The sequence below is a fragment of the Glutamicibacter sp. PAEs-4 genome, assembly GCF_051161755.1.
Taxonomy (GTDB): domain Bacteria; phylum Actinomycetota; class Actinomycetes; order Actinomycetales; family Micrococcaceae; genus Glutamicibacter; species Glutamicibacter nicotianae.
Genome location: NZ_CP195017.1, coordinates 2774437 through 2796345, shown reverse-complemented (window position 1 = coordinate 2796345; position 21909 = coordinate 2774437). Strand labels below are relative to the sequence as shown.

Sequence of the window (21909 nt, the reverse complement as noted above, 5' to 3'; positions counted from 1 at the left end):
CGCCAAAGGCGCGGATTTCTGTGGTGCGAGTCACCACTATGGCACTATTTCCCGGGTTTGTCGCCGGGTGCCATTCGGTCTGTGATCTATCTGTTATCTAGTCGACCGTATCGAAGTCTGCGGGTGTAGCCAAAATCGCCGAGTTGCTTGCATCACTCATTCCGGGCTGGGCATGCAGCGATTTGCGTACCGCGCGGATGGCCGGAGACTGGACGGAAGAATGCCTCATGGCGGTGAAGATCGTGCGCTCGGGAGCGCCGGGAAGATCCACAGTGCGCAGCGCGTGGCGCTGGTCGCGCAGCACCAGATCCGGGAGCATCGCCACGGCATTTCCCGAGGCGACAAGCTGCACGTGAGCCTGCAAATCAGCGGTTTCGTAGCGCAGGTCCGGCTCGAACCCTGCAAGCCGGCAAGCCTGCAGGGCCCAGTGCCGGCTGGCGGCCCCGTCGGGCTCGACCACCCAGGGCAGGGAATTGGCGTGCTCCAGGTGGTGCACCCGGTCGAATTCGGCGTTCCCGGCTCCGCCTCGCGCTGGCAAGGCCAGGCGGATCGGATCGTGAGTCAGAACACGCCGATCGAGGTTGCCGTAGTGCGGCGCCGAGTGCCCCGAGTACTGCTCGGCGACCACCAGGTCGAAGTTGCGGCTGCTGGTTTCATTCAGTGCATCGGCTGGTTCCTGCTGGCTCATTTCCACTCGCAGGTTGGGGTGCTTGGTGCGCAGTTCGCGCAGCGCCGGCGGCATGAGGCGCAGCATTGCGGTCTGGAAAACCGCTAGTCGGACGGTTCCTGAAACGGTGGACATGGCCGCGGACAAATCCGCTTCGGCGCGCTCCATGGAGTCGAGCAGTTCCTCGGTGTGGGCCACCAGGATCTGCGCCTGCGGGGTGAGCTTGAGCGTGCGCCCGGTGCGCCGCAGGAGCTCCACCCCGGTTTCCGCTTCCAGCTGGCTCAGCTGCTGCGACACCGAGGAGGGCGAGTAGCTCAGCGCATCGGCCACCTCGGCAATGGTTCCGCGGATATGCAGCTCGCGAAGCAGGCGCAATCTTCTCAGTTCAAGCACGGTTTTACCGCCATTCAGTTAATGCGGACTCACGGAGCCCAGATACTTTGGCAAAACCGAACGATCATCTTCGGCTTTGTTCACTTTTGCTTAAGACAATAAGGGTTCATACTCGATCTTGCACACAGCTTTTCCTTGCGCTCCGCCGGCCACGGCGAAACGCCAAGAAAAGCCATAACGACATCAGCGTTCGGTGCCGAACCACAAGTACGAATTGCATCGAAGGGACCACCAGTGTCTTTCACCCATACCCAGCAGGCAGTGCCAGCCGCACTGGATGCCGACGGCAACCCGCTCACCTCGCCGGCCGAACTTGCTGACGACGTCATCAAGCTGGTGCGCCGCTGGCTCACCGAAGCCTCCGACTACCCGGTGGATGCCGCCGCCGCCCGCCTGGCCGGCGTGCTCAAGGATCCCAAGGGCCTGGACTTCACCGTGGGCTTCGTCGACGGCGTGATCCGCCCCGAAGACCTGAAGGTCGCGGCGGCCAACCTCAAGCAGCTGGCCCCCATGGTTCCAGGCTTCCTGCCCTGGTACATGCGCAAGGCCGTCGCCGTCGGCGGCGCCCTGGCCCCGGCTATGCCTCAGGTAGTTGTCCCCATCGCCCGCAGGGTCCTGCGCGAAATGGTGGGCCACCTGATCATCGACGCTTCGGATGCCAAGCTCGGCGGCGCGATCTCCAAGATCAAGCGCGAGGGCGTGCACCTGAACGTCAACCTGCTCGGCGAGGCCATCCTCGGCGAAGGCGAAGCCGCCCGCCGGCTGGATGGCACCACCAAGCTGCTTGAACGCGATGACGTGGACTACGTATCGATCAAGGTTTCCTCCACCGTCGCCCCGCACAACCACTGGGCCTTCGACGAAGCAGTGGAGCACATCGTTCAAAAGCTGCAGCCGCTGTACCAGCTGGCTGCCAGCAGCCCGAAGAAGAAGTTCATCAACCTGGACATGGAAGAGTACAAGGACCTGGAGCTGACCATGGCGGTCTTCACCAAGATCCTGTCCAAGCCGGAGTTCAAGGAGCTGCCAGCCGGCATCGTGCTGCAGGCCTACCTGCCCGATGCCCTGGGCGCGATGATCCAGCTGCAGGAATTCTCCGCGGCCCGCGTGGCCGACGGCGGCGCGCCAATCAAGGTCCGCGTGGTCAAGGGCGCCAACCTGCCTATGGAAACCATGGAAGCAGACATCCACGGCTGGCCGCTGGCCACCTGGCACACCAAGCAGGACTCCGACACCAGCTACAAGTCGGTGCTGGAATACGCCCTGCGCCCGGAACATGTGGAGAACATCCGCATCGGCATTGCCGGGCACAACCTCTTCGATGTCGCCCTGGCCTGGCTGCTGGCCAAGTCGCGCAACGTCACCGACGGCATCGAGTTCGAAATGCTGCTGGGCATGGCCACCGGCCAGGCCGAAGCGGTGCGCAAGGAAGTCGGCTCGCTGCTGCTCTACACCCCGGTGGTGCACCCGCAGGAATTCGACGTGGCCATCGCCTACCTGATCCGCCGCCTCGAAGAAGGCGCCAGCCAGGAAAACTTCATGTCGGCAGTCTTCGAGCTGGCCAAGAACGAGGAATTGTTCGAACGCGAGAAGAACCGCTTCCTCGCGTCGCTGGAAACCATGACCAATGTGGTTCCCGCCCCGCACCGGGTGCAGAACCGCCAGGTCCAGGACCCCGAGCTGGGCGCCCGCGTGGCAGGTTTCGCCGACGGCACCACCAGGTTCTTCAACACCCCTGATACCGACCCGGATCTGGCGCAGAACCGTGCCTGGGGACGCGAGATCCTGTCCAAGATGCAGGACTCGCCGCTGGGCAAGGACCTGGTGAAAGGCAATACGCTGAACAGTGCCGGCGAGCTCGACGAAGCCATCGCCATGGGCGTGGCTGCCGCCGCCGGCTGGCAGCAGCTGGGCTCGGCCGAGCGTGCGCAGATCCTGCACCGCGCCGGCCTGCTCTTCGAGGAGCGCCGCGCCACCTTGCTGGAGGTGCTGGGCTCCGAATGCGGCAAGACCATCGACCAGGGCGATGTGGAAGTCTCCGAAGCCATCGACTTCGCGCACTACTATGCCGAACTGGGCCGCGAACTGGATGCCGTGGACGGCGCGAAGTTCGTCCCCTCGAAGCTGACCGTGGTGACCCCGCCATGGAACTTCCCGATGGCGATCCCTGCCGGCTCCACGCTCTCGGCGCTGGCTGCCGGGTCCGCGGTGATCATCAAGCCTGCCACCCAGGCCGCCCGTGTGGGCGCCGTCATGGTGCAGTGCCTGTGGGATGCCGGGGTGCCCAAGGACGTGCTGCAGCTGGTCTTCGTGGGCGACCGCTCGCTGGGCCAGCAGCTGGTTGCCGATGAGCGCGTTGACCGCCTGATCCTCACCGGCGGCTACGAGACCGCCGAGCTGTTCCGCTCCTTCCGCAAGGACCTGCCGCTGCTGGCCGAAACCTCCGGTAAGAACGCCATCATCGTCACCCCGAACGCGGACCTGGACCTGGCCGCCCGCGATGTCGTGGCCTCGGCCTTCGGCCACGCCGGACAGAAGTGCTCGGCCGCCTCGCTGGTGGTGCTGGTGGGCTCTGTGGCAGAATCCCGCCGTTTCAACAACCAGCTGATCGACGGGGTGAAGTCGCTGAAGGTCGGCTACCCGTGGAACCCGGAATCGCAGATGGGCCCGCTGATCGGCGAGCCGGGCGAGAAGCTCAAGCGCGGTTTGACTACCCTGGGCGCCGGGGAGCGCTGGGCCATCGAGCCGAAGCAGCTCGATGATTCGGGCAAGCTCTACTCGCCGGGCGTGCGCTACGGCGTGGCCCGCGGCAGCGAATACCACAAGACCGAATACTTCGGTCCGATCCTCGGCGTGATGACCGCCGATACGCTGGAAGAAGCGGTAGAGATTGTCAACGAGGTGGACTACGGACTGACCTCGGGCCTGCACTCGCTGGATTCGGCGGAGATGGGCTACTGGCTGGAGAACATCCAGGCGGGCAACATCTACGCCAACCGCGGCATCACCGGCGCCATCGTGCAGCGCCAGCCATTTGGCGGCTGGAAGAAGTCGGCCATCGGCGCAGGCACCAAGGCCGGCGGCCCGAACTACCTGGTCGGCATGGGTTCCTGGACCGATGCCCCGGCCAAGCAGGGTGCGGCGCTCTCGGCCTTCGATGAACGCCTGCTGAACACCGCCGAACTGGAAGCCGATCAGGCGCAGTGGCTGCGCTCCGCGCTGGCCAGCGACAAGCTGTGGTGGAACAACGAGTTCAACCAGGCCAAGGACCGCTCGGGCCTGCTCGCAGAACGCAACATCCTGCGCTACCGTCCGGTCGATGTCACCGTGCGCTTCGAGGAAGCCACCAGCGGCCACGGCCTGGCCGAGGCGCTGCGCGTCATCGCCGCCGGCGTCACTGCAGGGTCCCGCGTGCTCTTCTCCGCTGATGTGCCGCTGCCGCTAGGCGTGCGCAACCTGCTGGCCGAGAACTCGGTCACCGTGGTGCGCGAGGATGCCGCGGCCTTCGCCGCCCGCGCGGCGAAGCTGGCTGCGAAGACCGGCCCGGATTCCGCTGCCCGCATCCGCCTGATCGGCGGCTCGGTGAAGGCGGTTGCCGAGGCGACCAACGGCAAGCCGGACGTGGCCGTCTATGCTTCTCCGGTAACCGCTGCCGGGCGTGTGGAAATGCTTCCGTTCCTGCATGAGCAGGCGGTATCCATTACCGCGCACCGCTTCGGCACCCCTAATCACCTCAGCGATGAGTTGATCTAGCGAGTAAGCACATATGGCTGTGGCCAGCATCCAGGTGAATGGATGCTGGCCACAGCCTTTTTCTTGAGAACTATCTACTTCTTGCGTTCCTTGAGCTTGGCGGCCAGGAAATCGGCCGCGGCGGCGAGCAGCGCAGGAACAAGGTAGCGCGCCAAGGTCGCCAGGGTGAAGGCGAAGACGGATCCGCTGGCTGAACCTGCAACCGACAGGGCAACGAAGCCCAGGCCCACCGCGGAGAGCAGGCCGACGATCCAGCCGGCGAGCTTGCGCGGACGCAGGATGAACCAGCCGGCCAGCGACAGCACCGGGAGCACGATGCCCCACACGGTGAAGTAGCCGGTGTACATGCCGGTCAGATCCAGCGCGGAGACCAGGAACCAGTCGCCGTACTCCACGGTGTCCAGCACTGGCAGCTTCAGCAGGATGTCCAGGACCAGCGACAGCAGGACCAGCAGCATCGCGAAGATCTTCGTGTCCTTGCGTGCTTCGAGCAGCCAGAAGCTGCCGATCGCCACGAGCCTGATCACCCAGAGGGCAATCAGCGAGAACAGGCTGCCACCGGTGACATAGTCGGCGGTGGACAGCAGCGTGGATCCGGTAATGCCAACGATCAGCACCAGCCAGACAATGATCAGGCGGGCCGGCAGATGCAACAGTGGTTTTTCTTCGCTCACTTGTTCAAGTCTAGTGACGCTGGCTGTGCAACGTCTTGGTCCCGCTTCACCGGCTCAGACCTCGAGCTTCAGTGCCTTGCGCAAGGTCAGCGCGCCACCGGTGTGCATTACCGCCCGGCGGTAGATCCGCTCCGCGAACAGCAAGACGAGCCAGCAGGCGGCAAGCAGGATGGCCAGGGAAAGCACCGGTTCCCAGATCGCTACTTCGCCGGAGAGCAGGCGGATGGGCATCGCCGCCGAGGAGACGATGGGAATGTAGGAAGCGACCACCAGGAAGCTGCCCTTGGCATACAACCCGATGAACAGCACCGCCATCAACAGCCCTACCACCGGCCCGCTGGACTGTTGCAGATCCTCGGTGCGGGTAGCCAAGGACCCCAGGGCCGCCCAGATCCCGGCCAGGAGCAGGAAGCCGCCGAAGAAGAACACCACGAACCATCCGGCCACCTGGGTGACGATTCCGAGGAACGGGATCTGGATCGGGGAAATGTAGGCGGCCAGCAAGCCGATGCTGAGGAAGGCCAGCAGCTGGAGCATCGCCAGAATGACATTGCCGATGATTTTTCCTGCCAGCAGCTGGCGCAGGCGGATGGTGCTGGCCAGGATCTCGACCACGCGGTTCTGCTTTTCCTCAATCACCGAATTGGCTATGGGCATGCCGAAGAGGAACGCCGCCATGTAGAAGAGGAAGGAGAAGACCAGTCCCATGACACTGGCCATCGCCGCCCGTTCGGAGTCGCCGTGAAGCTGGTCGGTGACCAAGTCGTCATTATCGGGCAGGCTGGATGATTCCAGTCCGGCCTCGGCGAGTAGTTGATCGGTCATCACCGATTTCATCGCCTCGCGGACCAGGGAGCTGAGTTCCTGGTCAACCTCGTTGAAACCGGTCAACGTGAATTCCTGTGCGTCATCCGAAGCGGACAAGATGGCGCTCAGCTGCTCGGCGGAGAGCTGCTGCTTGGCATTCTCTGGAGTAAGCCGTGAAATGCTCAATTCCACATCGTCGGGGCGATCCTTGATCACCTGCTCCAGCACCTGGTAACTCGTATCGTCGGTGGCTGCCACGGTGAAATGCGAGGTGCGATTGCCCAGGACGCCGGTAATGGCCACCGAGCCGACGATGAACAGCAAGGTCACGATGGTGCTTATGATGAAGGCCTTGTCGCGCAGCTTCGTTTCGACTTCGCGCAGGGCAACGATGAGCCATGGGGCTTTGGAAGCGTTCACTTGATGATCTCCCGGTAGATGTCGGCCAGCGAAGGGCGGTGGACCGCGAACTCTGCCACCGGGCCGCGGCTCATGGCGGTGGCCAGCACGCGTTGGGCATCTGATTCGGAATCGAAATTCACCAAAGCCTCGTGGCCCGAAATATCGATGACGGTGACGCCAGGTTCGCTGCGCAGCCACCCGGTGTCGGAACCCAGGGAGAGCCGGTGGCGGGAAGCCTGGGTTGCACGGAGCTCATCAGCCGAGGAATCAGCCAGGATCCTGCCGTCCTGGATGATCACCAGATGATCCACTAGCACATCGAGCAGATCCAGCTGATGCGACGAGAAGAGCACCGGAACGCCGCGCGCCGCATAGTCGCGCAAGATCGAACTCATCGCATCAACGGCGATGGGGTCGAGGCCGCTGAAGGGTTCGTCGAGGATGAGCACATCGGGTTCGTGCAGCAGTGCCGCGGTGACCTGCACGCGTTGCTGGTTGCCCAGGGACAGCGATTCGAGCTTCGACTTGGCTCGGTCATCGAGTCCGAAGCGGGCCAGCAGTTCCATGGCGCGTTTGCGCGCACCGGAGCGGTAGAGGCCATGCAGCTGTCCGAGGTAGACCAGCTGGTCGATGACGGGCTGCTTGGGATACAGGCCGCGCTCTTCGGGCATGTAGCCGAAGTTGGGGCGCGTAGCCCCGGTCAGCGGCTGGCCGTTGAGCGTCACGGAACCCGAATCGGCGCTGAGCAATCCCATGATGATGCGCATGGTGGTGGTCTTGCCGGCACCATTGGCGCCGACGAATCCGGTCAGCGCCCCGCCCGGTACGGTGAAGCTGATGTCGTTCAAGACTGGATTCTGCGCGAATGACCGCGACACATGATGTAGCTCAAGCATGCTTTCCTCTGCCAGATATTGTTCCTGCTCATCAGCTTAGGAAAAGACGGCGCATTTGCGCTCCCTCTGGGGAATGAAACTATTGGATGAGTCCGGCGCGGTGGGCGAAGAGGACACCCTGGACCCGGTCGCGCAGGTGCAGTTTTGCCAACAGGTTGGACAGGTGGGTCTTCACCGTGGCTTCAGACAGCGAGAGCACCGCTGCGATTTCCTGGTTGTTCTTGCCCTGGGCCAGCTCGGACAAGACCTGGCGTTCGCGTTCGGTGAGCGTTTCAAGCCGTTGCGCTTCGGCAGTTGGCTCTGCCGAATCCGCGCCAGCGCCAGCCCTGGTGCCACGCTGGATGAGCTTCAGCGTGACTTCGGGGGAGAGCAGGCCATGGCCGGCGGCGACCTGGTGCACAGCGGTGACCAGCATTTCAGGTTCGGCATTCTTCAGCAGGAAACCGCTGGCGCCGGCATCCATGGCGTCAAAGAGGTAGTCGTCGCGGTTGAAGGTGGTCAGCACGATGACCTTGGTCTGCGTGGTGCTGGCGATGAGCTTGGTGGCTTCGATGCCGTCCATCTGCGGCATCTGGATATCCATCAGCGCCACCGTGGGATTCAGCTCGCGGACCAGGTCCAGGCCCGCTTGGCCGTTCTCTGCCGTGCCGATGACCTGGATCTGCGGGTCGGTTTGCAAGATCAATTTCAGCGACGACAGGATCAGGGACTGATCGTCGCAGATCACCACGGTAATTTTGCTCATGATGACAGTCTAGTTGCCGCGTCGGAGACCACCCGCAACCGGGCTCGGGTACGCCAGCCGTGCGGAATGCGCGGGCCGATTTCCACCAACCCGTGATGCAGCTTGGCGCGTTCGCGGATGCCGCGCAGGCCGTAGCCGCCTCCGGCTGAATCGAGACGCGGGCGGCCGTTGTCGGTGACTTCGACTTCTACCCATGCGCCCTCCGCATCGGTTCCCGAACGCAGCGACAGGGTGGCGGTGCGGGCAGTGGAATGCGCGCGGACGTTGGCCAAGGCCTCGCCGCTGATGCGGTAGAGCGCGAGCGACAGGCCGGCTGGCAGGGAAGAAATGAAACCGGGCTGGTGCTCATCGCACGAGAGCTGGATGCTCAGTCCCTGCCGCTCATTCGTGGCGATCAGCTCGTCGAGCTGCGCCATGGACGGTTCGGGGTTCCGTGCGCCCTCGGCCGAGCCCGGCACATCGTCCGGGTCGTCATGTTCGCGCAATACGCCCAGCAGGGCCCGTGTTTCGCTGACTGCGCTGCGCGCCGAGGATTCGATGCCGCGCATCAGCTCGATTGACTGCTGGGGATCCCGGTCATGCACCATGCGGGCGGCCGAAGCCTGGACGCCCACCGAGGCGATGTGGTGGGCGATGACATCGTGCAATTCGCGGGCAATGCGCAGCCGTTCCTGGTTGACCGCGCGGTCTGCCAGCTGCTGTGACTGCTCGGCAATGCGCTGCGCCTGGATTTCGACGATCTGGCTGGCATAGGCATTGGTCCAGCTGACCATGCCAAGGAAGATCGCACCTCCGAAGAACATCAGGTTCATCAGCAGGTTGTAGAGGACGAAGGCCGTGGTTGTGGGCAGGACGCCTGCCGGTTCTTCGACCATGGAGGTGCCTGTGGCCTTGAACAGGTCCGAGGAGAAAAAGGAAATGATCAGCCAGGTGGCCATGAACAACAGCACCACGCTCATTGCCGTCCACAGGCCCCGGCGGTTCTTCGACCAGGTAACCGCCGTGTAGATGCCAATGAAATAGGCCAGCTGCGCGCAGAGTTCCATGCCGACCCGGTAGGTGTTCTCGTTACCTGCGCCGAAGAAGGCAGCCGAGCCGATGAGCATCATCGAAATCGGCCAGCGCCGGCGGAACATCAGCGGCACGATCAAGGACGCCAGCACCAGGTAGGAGAGCAGGCGATCTGGCGCGTCCTCCCGTTCGGTCAGGGACTGCATTAGTTCGTGCATGGCCAGCCCCAGCAGCAGGAAGCCCGCGGCAACGATCACATCTCGGCGCAGTCCATTCCGATCGGGAGCGGGGCGTTCCCAATCCACCGGAGGCAGCGTGGGGAGCCGACGGTGAACTAGCTCGGGCAGTCGGCGCATGATGTTCCTTGTTTGTTGCGTTGGCCAGGCATTGGAACCGACTTTACCGTTTTGCGCTGTTCCGGACATGAGCCTGGAGGCTTAGTCTCGATGCTGAGCTGGGAAGGACATGATCTAGGAATAAAGGTTACTAACGAGTAATGTGATGGTATGCACATGATTTTCCGAATTCTCATGGTCTACCTGAAAAGCAAGAAGGCTTCCAAGCTGACCTTGTTCGACACCAGCTCAGTGGACATGCGCGCCACGCTGACCGATATCGACTTTGCCGGCCACATCAACAACGGCATGTACTTCTCCATCTTCGACCTCGGGCGTTTCGATCTGATGTTCCGCTCAGGCGTCTGGGACATCATGTCCAAGAACAAGTGGGTTCCGGTCGTGCAGACCGAGACCGTCACCTTCCGCAAGTCGGTCCGCCTGGGAACCAAGTTCTCGCAGGAAACCCGGCTGATCGGCATGGACGACAAGTGCATCTACTTCGAGCAGCGCATCGTGGTGAAGGGCGAGATCTACGCCCGCGCCTACATTGCCACCCGCATGACCTCGAAAAAGGGCGCGGTGCCCAATGAGGAAATCCTGGCAGCTGTCGGCTTGGAAATGCCAGAAGACCTGGTCCTGCCTCAATGGCTGCACCAATGGCGAGAGGACGGTGCGCTGCCCAGCACCCGCAAGCCGGCCCCGCATAACTGGATCCGCTGATTCAGCTGTCGCGGGGAGCTTGGCTAGGCCTTGGCCGCTTCGATGAAACTGGCGATCAGCTTGGGTTCCTTGACCCCGCGAGCTGACTCCACGCCCGAGGAGACATCGGCGCCGAAAGCGCCGGAGGCGGCCAAGGCTTCAGCCACATTCTGCGCGGACAGCCCGCCGGCCACCAGCCAGCGGCGTCCCGCGGCCAGGTCCTTCACCGCCGCATAGTCCCAGCTTTCGCCGCTGCCTGGAACCGAGGCGTCGATGAGCAGCAGCTCCTCGCCCCAATCGGCGAACTGCTCTTCGGGGTCATTGCGGCGTACCGCACGGATGACCTTGAACCCCGCCTCGTGAGCGGCTGCCACATCCGCGGCCGTGCGCTGCCCATGCAGCTGCACCCAGCCCACGCCGGCCTGTCCGGCCCGCTCCAGCACCGTGCCGATGTCCTCGCCGCGGAAGACTGCCACGGTGGCAATGCCTGCGGGAACCGCCTTGACCAGTTCGGCAGCGCGCTGGACCGGAATTTCGCGGACGCTTTCGGTCAGCACGAACCCGATGGCATCGGCGCCGTGGGCCACGGCAACGGCCACGTCCTGGGCTGTGGAGAGGCCGCAAACCTTGACGAATGGCTTATCTGTGCTCACTTGGCGTTCTCCTCGGCCAGATGCACTGGGGTGTAGCCGCCGGGCGCGTTCGCTCGGATGGCCAGCAGGTCGCGGGCGTGATTCCAGAGCCGCCGGTCCTCCTCGGAGACCGGGACCCACGGCTTAACCGGAACAGCAGTCCCGGTTTCATCCCGCGTGACCATCACGGTCAGGCAGTAGGTTGTCAGCTGCATGTCGGTGGTCTTCGGATCGCCCGAACGCACATGCACGGCAATGTGCATGCCCTTGTTGCCGGTATAGACCAGGCGGGCTTCGACCTCCACCAGGTGGCCGATCAGCAGCGGCCGGTAGAAGCGCACCCCGCCGGAGAACACCGCAACTGTTTCCTGCTGGCAGTAGCGGGCCGCGCACAGCTCCGCGGCATCATCGATCCACTTCATCACGATGCCGCCGTGCACCTTGCCGCCCCAGTTCACATCGGTCGGCGCCGCCAAAAAGCGCAGGACAACCCGCTCGGCGGTGCCTTCATCGGTGTAGACCTGGCCATTCATGGACGCGACAATCTGCTCGCGGATCTCGATGCGCGCCAGCGCATTCTCGCGCATGGCGATTTCCTTGGCCGTGCCCGGGGTGAACGTTGGAACCGGTGTCGGCTTGCCCTCCTCGTCCACCGCTACGAAGATCACCAGGCAGCTGCTGGATTTCACCGGCCGCAATTCGCGCGGATCGCTGAAGGACACCTCGGTATGGATATGCATCGAGCTGGTGCCGGTGTACACCACCGAAGCGGTGACCTCCACCAGATCGCCGGAGTGGATCGGGTCCTCGAAGTGGATGTTGCCGACATAGGCGGTGACGCAATAGCTGGAGGACCACCCCACCGCCGCGGCGTAGGCGGCCTTGTCGACCCATTCGAGAACGGTGCCCGCAGCCACGATCCCGGTGACATCGACGTCGGTCGGCGCGGCAAGGAACCGCAGGGTGACAGAATGCGGACGTTGTTTCAGCTCCGGAGTGCTCATGCACTCCAGTTTCGCGCACTTCGCAGGCCACGGGCAATGTATGACGCTTCACGGCCCGCGCCTTGACGGCACATTCCGCGGCGGGAGGCTGCCGGGTGGCTCTGGCCTAGGATAGGAGGGTGCGTAGGGTCTTTGGAATTTTTTCGGCGTCAACAGCCATCGTGGTGGCACTGAGCCTGATTGCCGCGGCCGGAACCGCCGGCCTGGTGATCGTCGTGGGCCAGGGCCTGGATGAGCTCTTGTCCGATCGCCGGCTGGGCACCCAATGGTATTTCAGCGCCGTCGGCGAGCTGCTGGCCATGGCCGTCGCCACTTTCTTGATTCCCGTGGTGATCTCGCGCAACAGCCAAGACCTCACCGAGCACCACCGCATGAAGCTGCTCAAGCACTATCTGTCCATCGGCCCGCTGGCAGTGCGTGCCGCAGGCGAGGGGGAACTGGTCCATGCTGCCATGGATTCGGTGGAACGGTCGGTGAAGTACCGTTCAAGCTTCATCGGCCCGGCCGTCTCCGCGGTGGCCACCCCGGTGTTGATCCTGTGCTTCATCGCCTTTGCCATTGACCCGCTCAGCGCACTGCTGATGCTGGTTCCCACCGCACTGGTTCCGGTCATCGTGCTGGGCTTCCAGCGGCGCTTCGGCGCCTCGAACGGAGAATACCGCCGAGCCCAGGGCATCCTCTCGGCGGCCTTCCTTGATGCGCTGCGTTCCCTGGGCATGCTCAAGCTCAACGGCGGCAGCCGCTGGATGGGCGCCCGCATCGAAAAGGCCACCGAACGGGTACGACAGCAGGTGATGAAGCTGCTGGCCCGCAACCAGCTGATCCTGCTGGTCATCGATTCAAGCTTTGCCGTGCTGCTGCTCGCCACCGCCTGCCTGCTGGCCTGGTGGCGCGCCGGCTCCGGGGCGATCTCCCCGGGCGCAGCGCTGTCCCTGGTGATCCTGAGCTTCTTGATGCTCGCGCCGGTGAACTACGTGGGCAGCTTCTTCTACATCGGGATGACAGGGAAAGCCGCCGAGAAGAAGCTGGCAGAGGTCGCCGGCATCCCGATGCACCGCTCCATGGCCAACCCGCTGGACGTGGACCTGCGCCACCGCGATCTGATCCTGGACGGCGTCAGCGCCAGCTACGACAGCGGGCAGCAGGCGCTGTCCGGCATTTCCTGGCATTTCCCGGCAGGCTCGCGGACCGCCATCATCGGGCCATCGGGCAGCGGCAAGACGACCCTGCTGCGCGTGCTCCAGGGACAGCTCGAAGCGTCGGACGGCACCATCCGCGATGCCCGCCAGGCCATGGGCCCGGCAACCCTGAAAGCCAGCACCGCCGTGGTGGAACAGCAGGCAACGCTCTTTGGCATGAGCCTGCGCGAGAACCTCCTGCTCGGTGCGCCAGGCGCCAGCGACGGAGAACTGCTCCACACGCTGCGCCGGGTCGGGTTGGGACCGTGGTTCGAGGGGCAACCCGATGGATTGGACCAACGCCTGGGCGAGGGCGGGTCACGCCTCTCCGGCGGCCAAGCCCAACGCCTGGCGCTCGCCCGGGCCTTGCTTGCGCAGCGACCGATACTGCTGCTCGATGAACCGACCAGCGCCCTGGATGTGCAGAGCGAAGCGGAAGTGCTCGGAACTCTGCGCGGCTTGGACCGCAGCACCACGGTCATTACCGTCACCCACCGTCTGGGCCTGCTCGCCGACTACGACTATGTGCTGGTCATGGACCAGGGACAGCTCATCCAAGCCGGAAGCCGCGAAGAACTGCTGGCCACCGATGGCTATCTCAAAGAGGCAATGGACGGATTCCGCCACCGCGCCGAAGCCCTGCACTCCGGCGGCCGGACCGAAATGGGGGAGGGGAACTAATGCATACGCAGAAAACCTCCACGCTCACGACCGTCGCCTGGCTGCTGGGCAGCACCAGGGATCTGCTCCCGCCGCTGCTGCTGGCCTGCGTGCTCGCCTGCGCCACCCGGCTGGCGTCCCTGGGAATCTACGTCATCGCCGGCCTCGGCCTGGCCAAGGCCCTGCAGCTGGACACCGGGTTGCTGCCAGCCGGCACCGGCTGGGGCATGCTGGCAGCCGCGGTCATCGTCCTGGGACTGGCCAAGGGAGCACTGCGCTACCTGGAACAGTATGTTGGCCACCGGGTGGCGTTCCTGTCGCTGGCACGATTGCGCAACCGCATGTACGAGGCCTTCGAACGCCAAGCGCCGTTCACCGCCGGCACCAAGAATTCCGGCGGGATGCTCGCCAAGGCCACCAGCGACATCGACAAGGTAGAGGTGTTCTTCGCGCACACCCTGCCCCCGGCCGTAGCGGCCGTAGTAGTCAGCGCCCTGGCAACCTGGGGCACCTGGTCGCTCTTCGGCAGCGAACCGGCCCTGGTGCTGCTCGCCGGCTATGTGCTCATTGGCGTGCTCATCCCGGCCATCGGCGTCGGCTCCCTGCGCTCCAGCGCCCGGAGCACCGCCGCCGCCCGCGGCGTCCAGAATCAGCTGCTGACCGACACGCTGGCCGGCATCGACGTGATCCACGGCTTCAACGCCGGCAAACCGGTCATGGAGAGCCTGCGCGGCAGCCTGCAGCAGACCAGTCAGGCCGCCCGCTCGACTGGTAGCTGGACCGCGGTACGGGCCACGCTGACCCAGCTGGTGATCTGGGGCAGCCTGCTCACGCTCTTTGTCCTGCTGGGATCCGCCGGGGAATTCGGCACGCTGCTCCTGCTGTGCTGCGCCCTGGTCCCGTCCTATGAAGCGGTGCGCGCCGTGGACGGCTTCATCCTGGGCCTGCAGGATTCGCTGGCCAGCGCTCGCCGGCTGCATGCCACCGCGGCAGCAAGCCATCCGGTGCATGAAACAGCCAACCCGGAGCCCCTGCCTGCCACCGGCACCTTGCGTGTTGCGGATCTCTGTGTTGAATTCGAAGGCTATCGCGCAGTTCGGGGCGTGGACTTCGACCTCGAATCGGGATCCTTGATCGCCCTGGTGGGCGAGAGCGGCTCCGGCAAGTCCTCGATCGCCGCCGCCCTGGTGCGGTCGGTGGAAGCGGAAGGCATGGCGAGCTTTGCTGGCGTGCAGCTGGAAGACGCGAGCTTGGCGCAATTGCGCCAGCGGATCATCCTGGTCTCCCAAGAGGCGGTGATGATCCGCGGCACGCTGCGCGAGAACCTGCTGCTCGGTGCCGAGGGGATCAGCGACGCGGCGATGGAAGCGGTCCTTGAAGAGCTGGGAATGGGGCCATGGCTGCGCAAGCAGAAGGACGGTTTGCAGACCCGGCTGGGGGACCGCTTTGCACGGCTTTCCGGCGGCCAGCGGCAGCGGGTGGCCCTGGCCAGGGCGCTGCTGCGCCAGCCTGCGGTGCTGATCCTCGATGAATCCACCAGCGCGTTGGATGCCAGCAGCGAGCAGCTGGTCCTGGATGCTGTGGAGCGCCGGCGCGCCGAAGGGATGGCGGTGCTGATGATCAGCCACCGGCTCTCGATCCTGCACCGGGCGCAAAGCGTGCTGGTGCTCCGCGATGGCCGGGTGTGCGAACGCGGTGCGGCGCAGGATCTGCTGGCCGACGAGCAATCCTTGTTCTCCCGCATGTCCGTGCGCGAAGCAGACAGGGTCCTGCCCAGCTGATTCATGGGCGCTGGCTTGAGGAGACTGACAAGCTGGAAGGGACGTACTAGGCTCGCAATATGATGCGAATAGTGGTTCTCCTGTTTCTGGCTGTCCTATTCACTGGCTTCGTGGTGACGGCGATCCTTGCCGGCACCTCCGGAGAATGGGTCTGGTGGATCCTTGTCGTGCTGACCGGCTTGCTGGTGCTGCTGGGCATCAGGGACCTGTGGCAGAAGAAGCACGCGATCCTGCGCAACTTCCCGATCGTCGGGCACGCCCGCTACCTTTTCGAATTCATCCGCCCCGAGATCCAGCAGTATTTCATCGAGCGCAATACCGATGGACGTCCCTTCAGCCGCGATACCCGCTCCCTGATCTATGCACGGGCCAAGGGCGCAGATAGCCACAAGGCCTTCGGCACGGAGCTGAACGTCAATGAAGTCGGCCACGAATACCTGCTGCACTCAGCGGCCCCGGTGGCTCCGGCAACCTCGCAGCACCGCGTCCGGGTGGGCTCCAGCCAATGCTCGAAGCCCTATGAGATCTCGCTGATGAACATCTCCTCGATGAGCTTCGGTTCGCTGTCCGCCAACGCCGTGCTGGCCATGAACAAGGGAGCGGCGATGGGCGAGTTCGTCCACGAAACCGGCGAGGGCGGGCTGACCAAATACCACCTGGAATACGGTGCCGACCTGTTCTGGGAAATCGGTTCGGGCTACTTCGGTTGCCGCACCCCGGAAGGCCGTTTCAACCCTGAAACCTTTGCGGCCAAGGCGAACCACGAGAACGTCAAGGGCATCACCATCAAGCTCTCGCAGGGCGCCAAGCCCGGGCTCGGTGGCGTGCTGCCAGCTGCCAAGGTCACCGAAGAGATCTCCGCGGCCCGCGATGTCCCCATGGGCGTGGACTGCATTTCGCCCGCCAGCCACGCAGAATTCTCCACCCCGCGCGAATTGATGCATTTCGTGGCGAAGCTCCGGGAACTGAGTGGCGGCAAGCCGGTGGGGATCAAGTTCTGCGTCGGTTCCCGCACCGACGTCATGGCCTTGTGCAAGGGCATGCTGGAAACCGGAATCCTGGTGGATTTCATCACCATCGACGGTGCCGAGGGCGGCACCGGCGCCGCCCCACTGGAATACGAAGACCATGTCGGCGCGCCGCTGACCGAAGGCTTGATGCTGGTGCACAACACCCTGGTGGGTGCCGGATTGCGCGATGAAATCCGCCTCGCCGCCGCGGGCAAGGTCGCCAACGGCTCGGACATCATCAAGCGGCTGATCCAGGGGGCGGACTTCACCATCTCGGCACGCTCCATGATGATGGCCACCGGCTGCATCCAAGCCCAGCAATGCCACACCAACCACTGCCCGGTTGGCGTGGCTACGCAGAACAAGCGACTGATGCGCGCACTGGATGTGGAGGACAAGGGGCACCGCGTCTACAACTACCATCGCCTGACCGTCACCGAATGCGCGCAGATCATAGCATCGATGGGGCTGACCAGCCCGGAGCAGCTGAACACCAGGATGCTGCGCCGCCGGGTGAACCTGCAGTCCACCCGCTCCTACGCTTCGCTGTTCCAGTGGCTGCGTCCCGGCGAGCTGCTAGAGGACATTCCAAGTTCCTGGAAGGAGGATTGGGATGAGGCGGATGCGGACCACTTCGGCGAGCATGCGCCGCTGGACTATGCGGCACCCAGGAGCGTGGACATCACCCCGTCGACGGTCCACGAACCAGAAGATGCGGTGAGCGCGCCGCGCATCGAGCCGAGGGAATCAGCAAAGGTGCGCCCGGTGCATGCAGATGTCACCCGGCCCGAGGGCAAGCCCGGGGCCGATAGCTAGTCTTCGGAACCAGCAGCCAGGGACCGCAAGGCCGCGTGGTCGACGTCGTCCAGCGAAGCCGGAATCCATGTGGGATTGCGGTCCTTGTCAATGACCTGGGCGCGGATGCCCTCGGCAAGATCCGGGCGGTGCATCAGGTAGCGGGCCGAGCGCAGTTCGCGGTCCAATGCCGAACGCAGGTCCTGCTCAGCACGGGCGGCACGCACGTTGTAGAACGCGCTGGCCATGCTGGTGGGGCAGTTCGCCGCCAGCAGCTGCGCCGCGCGCTGCGCCGCGGGATGGACCATCTGCCCCAAGCGCTCGATGACTTCCTGCGGGGAGCCGGCGCTGAAAGCATGGTCGATCCAGCCGCGATCCATCTCCAGTGCGAAGGACTCCGGGGCTCCGTGCATGACCTCGATGGCCGCCGCGATCTCGCCGGCATTCAGCCCGGCGAACTCCTCGAGCTCATCGAGGATGTTCGCGGCGAATTCCTCGGTGACCACGACGTCGGCGAAACCGAGAAGCACTGCATCTGCTCCGGTGAAGGACTGCGCGCTCATGGCGTAGTACTCGCCGAAGTGTCCTGGGGCGTTGGCCAGCAGGTGGCTGCCGCCCACATCAGGGGTGTAGCCGATCTTCGCTTCGGGCATTCCCATGGCGGCGTTCGGGGTCACCAGGCGCACCGGTGCGTGCGAGGCCAACCCGATGCCTCCGCCCATGGTGATGCCGTGGGCCAGGCTGATCAGCGGCTTGGGGTAGGCGGAGATCAGATAGTCGAGCTCGAATTCGGTGGAGAGCAGATCGACAAAATCCTGGTGCCGTCCGGTGGTGACCGCTGCATGGAAATCGGCAATGTCCCCGCCGGCGCAGAAGGCGCGTTCGCCGCGGCCGGTGAGCAGTACCAGGGAAATCGCCGGGTCCGCGGCCCAGGCGCGCAGCACCCGGCTCAGCTCGGTGAGCATCTGAAGGGTCAGTGCGTTGAGCTTGCTGGCGCGGTTCAGCTGGATGTGGCCGATGGGGCCATGCACGGCCGCGATGACCACGCTGTCACTGGAAATTGCAGGGCTTGGGTTCTCCACCGGGGAATTCCTCTTTCTTGGGACTCAGGCGGCCATCGCTGGGGCCGCGGCGCAATGAATTAGCGGGAGAGGACCTGGGCGAGCCGGTCCAAGACCAGGGCTGCCTTCGGCTTCTTCGAATTCTCCGGCTTCAGCGCGAAGATGGAGCGGGCCAGGCGGATCTCTGGTGCATCCACAATGCGGATGCCTTCCGGAGCGTTGGCCATGGCCAGATCGGGGACCAATGCGGCTCCCAGACCCGAGGACACCAGGCTCAGCGACGCATTGAAGTCATCGCAGTAGGCGGCCACCTGCGGGTGGATGTTGTAGGACGAGAACAAGCGGGAAATCAGGGTGGCGTCCGAGGTGCCCGGGTGGTGGAAGATCCATGGCCATTCGGCCAATTGGTCCACGGTCAGCTGGGAGTCTTCGGCGATGGGCCAGGATGCCGGGATGACCACGCGGAACTGGTCATCGCCCAGCCAGGTGCGTTCAAGGGATGCCGGCCAGGACAGCCCTCCGGGGCCCACCTGGAAGATCAGTGCGAGGTCGAGGTCGCCGCCGGTACCAAGGCCCGCGACAGTCTGCTGGGGTTCGCCGATCCACAGGCGCAGGTTGATGCCCAGGGAGGACCAATCCGGGGCCTTGAGAATTTGCGGCAGTGCGTAGGTGGCCAGCGACGGGAAGATGCCAAGCTTGATTTCCTCAAGGTCGGTAGCTTCGGTGGAGATCGTGGCGACGTCCGCCATGAGCGCGTCGAGGTCGGTCAGGACTCGTTTGGCGTGGCGCACCATGCGCAGCGCGCCGGGCGTCGGGGTAATGGAGCGTGCGCCGCGCAGGAACAGCGTGGTTCCGGTGCTCCGCTCCAATGCTGTCATCTGCTGGGAGACAGCGCTGGCCGTGTAGCCCAAGCGGGTTGCGGCCGTGGCAAAGGAACGATGCGCCACCACTTCGAGCAATGTGCGCAGATGAACTGGATTAATCACTTCTAAAGTCTATGGCCTTTAGCCCAAGATTTGCTTAGCCCGCGGACTAGAGTTCATCCTCCAGATCAACGAGCTCCGAACTTTCCTCGCCCTCGTCATCTTCTGAGGCGAATTCGTTGTCCAGATCATCCTCGGTTTCCAGATCATCGTCATAGAGGTAGTGGCGTTGTGCCAGCGGGTCGAGATTGCGCATCGTCTCGGGCATGTCGCTGGAGCCCTCGTAAGCCTGGGAATCCCGTCCGTCATCCGGTTCGTAGATATCGTTGCCGTATTCGGGCGCAAATTCTGTGGTGTCGAAATCCTTGCTCATTGCGTACTCCTTCGTCGAATACGAGGGATCCGCCGGAAGCCGGGGATTTACCTCGTGACTTCTCGTATTCCCAGAGTAGGACCCGAATACTCGAAACGAAAGACTTGTTTTCTGCAGTGGAAAGTGAATGACTTCCTAGTGGTCATGTTCCGCATAATGCTCCAGCAGGGGAGCGGCGCGGTAGGCCAAATGCGTATGGAGCGCGAAGGTTGTTTCCGAACGGGTGACCCCCTTGATGCGCAGGATCTGGCGCAACGCCGATTGCAGCTGGTGGGTGTCGGTGGCGATGAGCCGCACCCAGACATCGCCGCGTCCGGAGGTCTCATGGATTTCGAGCACGTTGGGGATCTGGCGCAGTGCGGTGATGACCGAATCCAGGTCGCGGTGGTTCACTTCCAGGGTCACGAAGGCCAGGACGTCGTAGCCGAGCTTGCTCAAATCGATGTCGCGGCCGCCATCACGCAGGATTTCGGCACGCTGCAACCGGCGCAAGCGCGACTGCGCTGTGTTGCGCGCAACACCGACCTCATCTGCGAGTTCAGAGATCTGGATGCGGGGATCCTTGATCAGCGCGAGCAGCACTTTCAGGTCTACATCATCTAATCGCACTATATGCTCACTCCGGGTCAACTACGTGGCCAAATTTTTGAACAAACTGCTCAAATTCTAGCAAGAAATATCCCTGGTTGCTTCTGGTGAGCGGATATTAGTGATTGAACGGTCTGTTGCAGTAGACAAACGCAAGCAGAACGCTCAACTCACCGGTGGGGCAGCGAGTGGCCCCACCGGTAAAAACTCTTCCGGGCACCTTTCTTGCCCAATTGGTAGTGGCTACTTTGATTCTGGGAGTGAATTTGTCGGTCATCAGCGAGCTGCGCATGCAGCCCATGAACCATCGCGTCATCTCCTGGAACCCGGGGCTCACCGCCCGGCTGGTGATCACCGTGGCAGTCAGCTTCCTGCTGCTGGTCGGGGCCAACCTGGCCACACCGTTATACCCGGCGCTGCAGGCCGAATTGCACCTGGGCGCCATGGGAACCACAGTGGCCTTCGCAAGCTATGTCTGTTCGCTGATGGTCTTCCTTTCCACGGTGGGGCACTGGTCGGATCATATCGGCCGCCGTGCAGCTCTGGTGGTAGCAGTCGTCGTCTCGATCGCCGGTACGCTCGTGTTCGCTTCGGCCAGCAATCTGCTGGAACTGTGCCTTGGCCGTGGTCTGCAGGGCACCGGGGTCGCCTTGGCTACCGGCGCCAGCGCAGCAGCGCTTCGCGAGCTGCTTCCATCCCGGCCAGAGTGGGCCTCGCGCTTCACGTTGCTGGCATCTTCTGGAGGTGTCGCCTTCGGTCCGGTTCTCGGCGGCGCGCTAGCGGATCTGCCCGGTGGACGCCACACAGTGTTCGTGGTGCAGGCATTCTTGCTGCTGCTGGTCTTGATTCCCTTGAGCACCCTGCAGGCACGTCCCGCAATCGCACTGGCCGAACGCGGTCAGCGGAGCAAAGCACTGGCCCCACGCCGCTTGGGCATCCCCAGCTCGGCGCGGGAGCAATTCTGGCTCGCTGCCCTGGTCGGCTTCTTGAGCTTTGCCATCTTCGGGTTCGTGCTGTCGTTGGCCCCGGGCTATTTTGCCGGTGCCTTCGGCTTGGAGTCGCTGTTGGCCATTGGCCTGATCGCCGGCCTGCCCTTGGGCATCTCCGCCCTGTCGCAGCTGGTGGTGCGTGGCGGGAAGAGGCTCCTGCCGATTGGACTGGGGCTGATGGCGACCTCCACCGTAGGGTTGGCGGTGGCCGCCGAGCATCGCCAGCTGGCCTGGGCGATCGCTGCCTTGGTGCTCCTTGGCCTGGGCCAGGGCATTGCTTTCCGCACCGCATTCGCCTCCGCTGTTGATGCGGTCAGCGACCAGCAGCACGCCCAGACGGTGTCCACCATCTACCTGGTGACCTACCTTGGCAGCGCTGTTCCGGTCATCGCGCTGGGCTGGGCCGTGGGAGCCTTCGGACAGCAGCAAAGCATCTTGGTCTTCTCCCTCTTCTGCTCCGCGGTGGCCGCTGCGCTCACGCTCTGGGCATGGATGGGACTGCGCCGAGCAAGCTAGGATCCGGCGTACTG

The 21909-nt window shown here is 63.9% G+C and carries 18 protein-coding genes; 6 read left to right on the top strand and 12 right to left on the bottom strand.

Translation table 11 applies throughout. The features are described 5' to 3' along the window. Window positions 1-97: 97 nt before the first annotated feature. A complete protein-coding gene (locus tag ACR9WD_RS13175) occupies window positions 98-1060 on the bottom strand; it encodes a LysR family transcriptional regulator (RefSeq protein WP_190263906.1) in 963 nt (320 codons plus the stop codon). Window positions 1061-1294: 234 nt separating this feature from the next. Between ACR9WD_RS13175 and ACR9WD_RS13170 the strand changes: the two genes are divergently transcribed. Next, window positions 1295-4813, top strand: a complete 3519-nt coding sequence (locus ACR9WD_RS13170; protein ID WP_434922190.1) for a bifunctional proline dehydrogenase/L-glutamate gamma-semialdehyde dehydrogenase — start codon at window positions 1295-1297, stop codon at window positions 4811-4813. Window positions 4814-4887: 74 nt separating this feature from the next. Here the strand turns inward: ACR9WD_RS13170 and ACR9WD_RS13165 are convergent, their stop codons facing one another. The 5 genes from ACR9WD_RS13165 to ACR9WD_RS13145 form a co-directional block, all read right to left on the bottom strand. After that, window positions 4888-5487 carry a hypothetical protein gene (locus ACR9WD_RS13165; RefSeq protein ID WP_121867284.1) on the bottom strand — a complete coding sequence of 200 codons (600 nt, stop codon included), beginning with the start codon at window positions 5485-5487 and terminating at the stop codon, window positions 4888-4890. 54 nt (window positions 5488-5541) lie between these two features. Next, entirely contained in the window at window positions 5542-6714 is a 1173-nt protein-coding gene (locus ACR9WD_RS13160) for an ABC transporter permease (protein ID WP_434922189.1), read from the bottom strand. After that, a complete protein-coding gene (locus tag ACR9WD_RS13155) occupies window positions 6711-7592 on the bottom strand; it encodes an ABC transporter ATP-binding protein (protein ID WP_434922188.1) in 882 nt (293 codons plus the stop codon). The genes ACR9WD_RS13160 and ACR9WD_RS13155 overlap by 4 nt, the downstream gene beginning before the upstream one ends. A 79-nt stretch (window positions 7593-7671) precedes the next feature. Beyond that, a complete protein-coding gene (locus ACR9WD_RS13150) occupies window positions 7672-8337 on the bottom strand; it encodes a response regulator (RefSeq protein ID WP_190263903.1) in 666 nt (221 codons plus the stop codon). Beyond that, on the bottom strand, window positions 8334-9704 hold the full coding sequence (locus ACR9WD_RS13145; RefSeq protein WP_434922187.1) for a sensor histidine kinase: 1371 nt from the start codon (window positions 9702-9704) through the stop codon (window positions 8334-8336). Before ACR9WD_RS13145 ends, ACR9WD_RS13150 begins: the two co-directional genes overlap by 4 nt. A gap of 150 nt (window positions 9705-9854) precedes the next feature. Here ACR9WD_RS13145 and ACR9WD_RS13140 point away from each other — a divergent pair, with 150 nt between their 5' ends. Next, complete coding sequence (locus ACR9WD_RS13140) at window positions 9855-10406, top strand: acyl-CoA thioesterase (protein WP_121867277.1); 552 nt, start codon at window positions 9855-9857, stop codon at window positions 10404-10406. A 23-nt stretch (window positions 10407-10429) separates the two neighbouring features. Here the strand turns inward: ACR9WD_RS13140 and ACR9WD_RS13135 are convergent, their stop codons facing one another. Together ACR9WD_RS13135 and ACR9WD_RS13130 are read right to left on the bottom strand one after the other, a co-directional pair. Continuing rightward, entirely contained in the window at window positions 10430-11038 is a 609-nt protein-coding gene (locus ACR9WD_RS13135) for a phosphoribosylanthranilate isomerase (RefSeq protein ID WP_121867276.1), read from the bottom strand. Next, window positions 11035-12021: an acyl-CoA thioesterase gene (locus ACR9WD_RS13130; protein WP_038991620.1), complete on the bottom strand. Its 987-nt coding sequence runs from the start codon at window positions 12019-12021 to the stop codon at window positions 11035-11037. Before ACR9WD_RS13130 ends, ACR9WD_RS13135 begins: the two co-directional genes overlap by 4 nt. A 119-nt stretch (window positions 12022-12140) precedes the next feature. On the opposite strand from ACR9WD_RS13130, the gene ACR9WD_RS13125 reads away from it, so the two are divergent. The 3 genes from ACR9WD_RS13125 (at window position 12141) to ACR9WD_RS13115 (ending at window position 17466) form a co-directional block, all read left to right on the top strand. Continuing rightward, on the top strand, window positions 12141-13880 hold the full coding sequence (locus tag ACR9WD_RS13125; protein ID WP_434922186.1) for an ABC transporter ATP-binding protein/permease: 1740 nt from the start codon (window positions 12141-12143) through the stop codon (window positions 13878-13880). Continuing rightward, on the top strand, window positions 13880-15640 hold the full coding sequence (locus tag ACR9WD_RS13120) for an amino acid ABC transporter ATP-binding/permease protein (protein WP_434922185.1): 1761 nt from the start codon (window positions 13880-13882) through the stop codon (window positions 15638-15640). Before ACR9WD_RS13125 ends, ACR9WD_RS13120 begins: the two co-directional genes overlap by 1 nt. 62 nt (window positions 15641-15702) lie before the next feature. Beyond that, window positions 15703-17466: an FMN-binding glutamate synthase family protein gene (locus ACR9WD_RS13115; RefSeq protein ID WP_434923212.1), complete on the top strand. Its 1764-nt coding sequence runs from the start codon at window positions 15703-15705 to the stop codon at window positions 17464-17466. Here ACR9WD_RS13115 and ACR9WD_RS13110 read toward each other — a convergent pair. The 4 genes from ACR9WD_RS13110 to ACR9WD_RS13095 all read right to left on the bottom strand — a co-directional run bounded on the left by ACR9WD_RS13110 (window position 17463) and on the right by ACR9WD_RS13095 (window position 20411). Beyond that, the gene (locus ACR9WD_RS13110) at window positions 17463-18527 is read right to left on the bottom strand and encodes an enoyl-CoA hydratase/isomerase family protein (RefSeq protein ID WP_285673969.1); all 1065 of its coding nucleotides are present in this window, start codon (window positions 18525-18527) and stop codon (window positions 17463-17465) included. The genes ACR9WD_RS13115 and ACR9WD_RS13110 overlap by 4 nt on opposite strands. Window positions 18528-18586: 59 nt before the next feature. Continuing rightward, on the bottom strand, window positions 18587-19492 hold the full coding sequence (locus ACR9WD_RS13105) for a LysR family transcriptional regulator (protein ID WP_038991624.1): 906 nt from the start codon (window positions 19490-19492) through the stop codon (window positions 18587-18589). A 46-nt stretch (window positions 19493-19538) separates the two neighbouring features. Next, complete coding sequence (locus ACR9WD_RS13100) at window positions 19539-19802, bottom strand: hypothetical protein (protein WP_285673967.1); 264 nt, start codon at window positions 19800-19802, stop codon at window positions 19539-19541. 135 nt (window positions 19803-19937) lie between these two features. Continuing rightward, window positions 19938-20411, bottom strand: coding sequence for an Lrp/AsnC family transcriptional regulator (locus tag ACR9WD_RS13095; protein WP_174520626.1), 474 nt, complete (start codon window positions 20409-20411; stop codon window positions 19938-19940). A 239-nt stretch (window positions 20412-20650) separates the two neighbouring features. On the opposite strand from ACR9WD_RS13095, the gene ACR9WD_RS13090 reads away from it, so the two are divergent. Beyond that, on the top strand, window positions 20651-21895 hold the full coding sequence (locus tag ACR9WD_RS13090) for an MFS transporter (RefSeq protein WP_434923211.1): 1245 nt from the start codon (window positions 20651-20653) through the stop codon (window positions 21893-21895). Window positions 21896-21909: the final 14 nt, after the last annotated feature.

Coding starts and splice junctions, on each gene's coding strand:
- ACR9WD_RS13155 (WP_434922188.1), bottom strand. CDS start 7,592: ATGCTTGAGCTACATCATGTGTCGCGGTCATTCGCGCAGAATCCAGTC.
- ACR9WD_RS13150 (WP_190263903.1), bottom strand. CDS start 8,337: ATGAGCAAAATTACCGTGGTGATCTGCGACGATCAGTCCCTGATCCTG.
- ACR9WD_RS13145 (WP_434922187.1), bottom strand. CDS start 9,704: ATGCGCCGACTGCCCGAGCTAGTTCACCGTCGGCTCCCCACGCTGCCT.
- ACR9WD_RS13140 (WP_121867277.1), top strand. CDS start 9,855: ATGCACATGATTTTCCGAATTCTCATGGTCTACCTGAAAAGCAAGAAG.
- ACR9WD_RS13130 (WP_038991620.1), bottom strand. CDS start 12,021: ATGAGCACTCCGGAGCTGAAACAACGTCCGCATTCTGTCACCCTGCGG.
- ACR9WD_RS13120 (WP_434922185.1), top strand. CDS start 13,880: ATGCATACGCAGAAAACCTCCACGCTCACGACCGTCGCCTGGCTGCTG.
- ACR9WD_RS13115 (WP_434923212.1), top strand. CDS start 15,703: ATGCGAATAGTGGTTCTCCTGTTTCTGGCTGTCCTATTCACTGGCTTC.
- ACR9WD_RS13100 (WP_285673967.1), bottom strand. CDS start 19,802: ATGAGCAAGGATTTCGACACCACAGAATTTGCGCCCGAATACGGCAAC.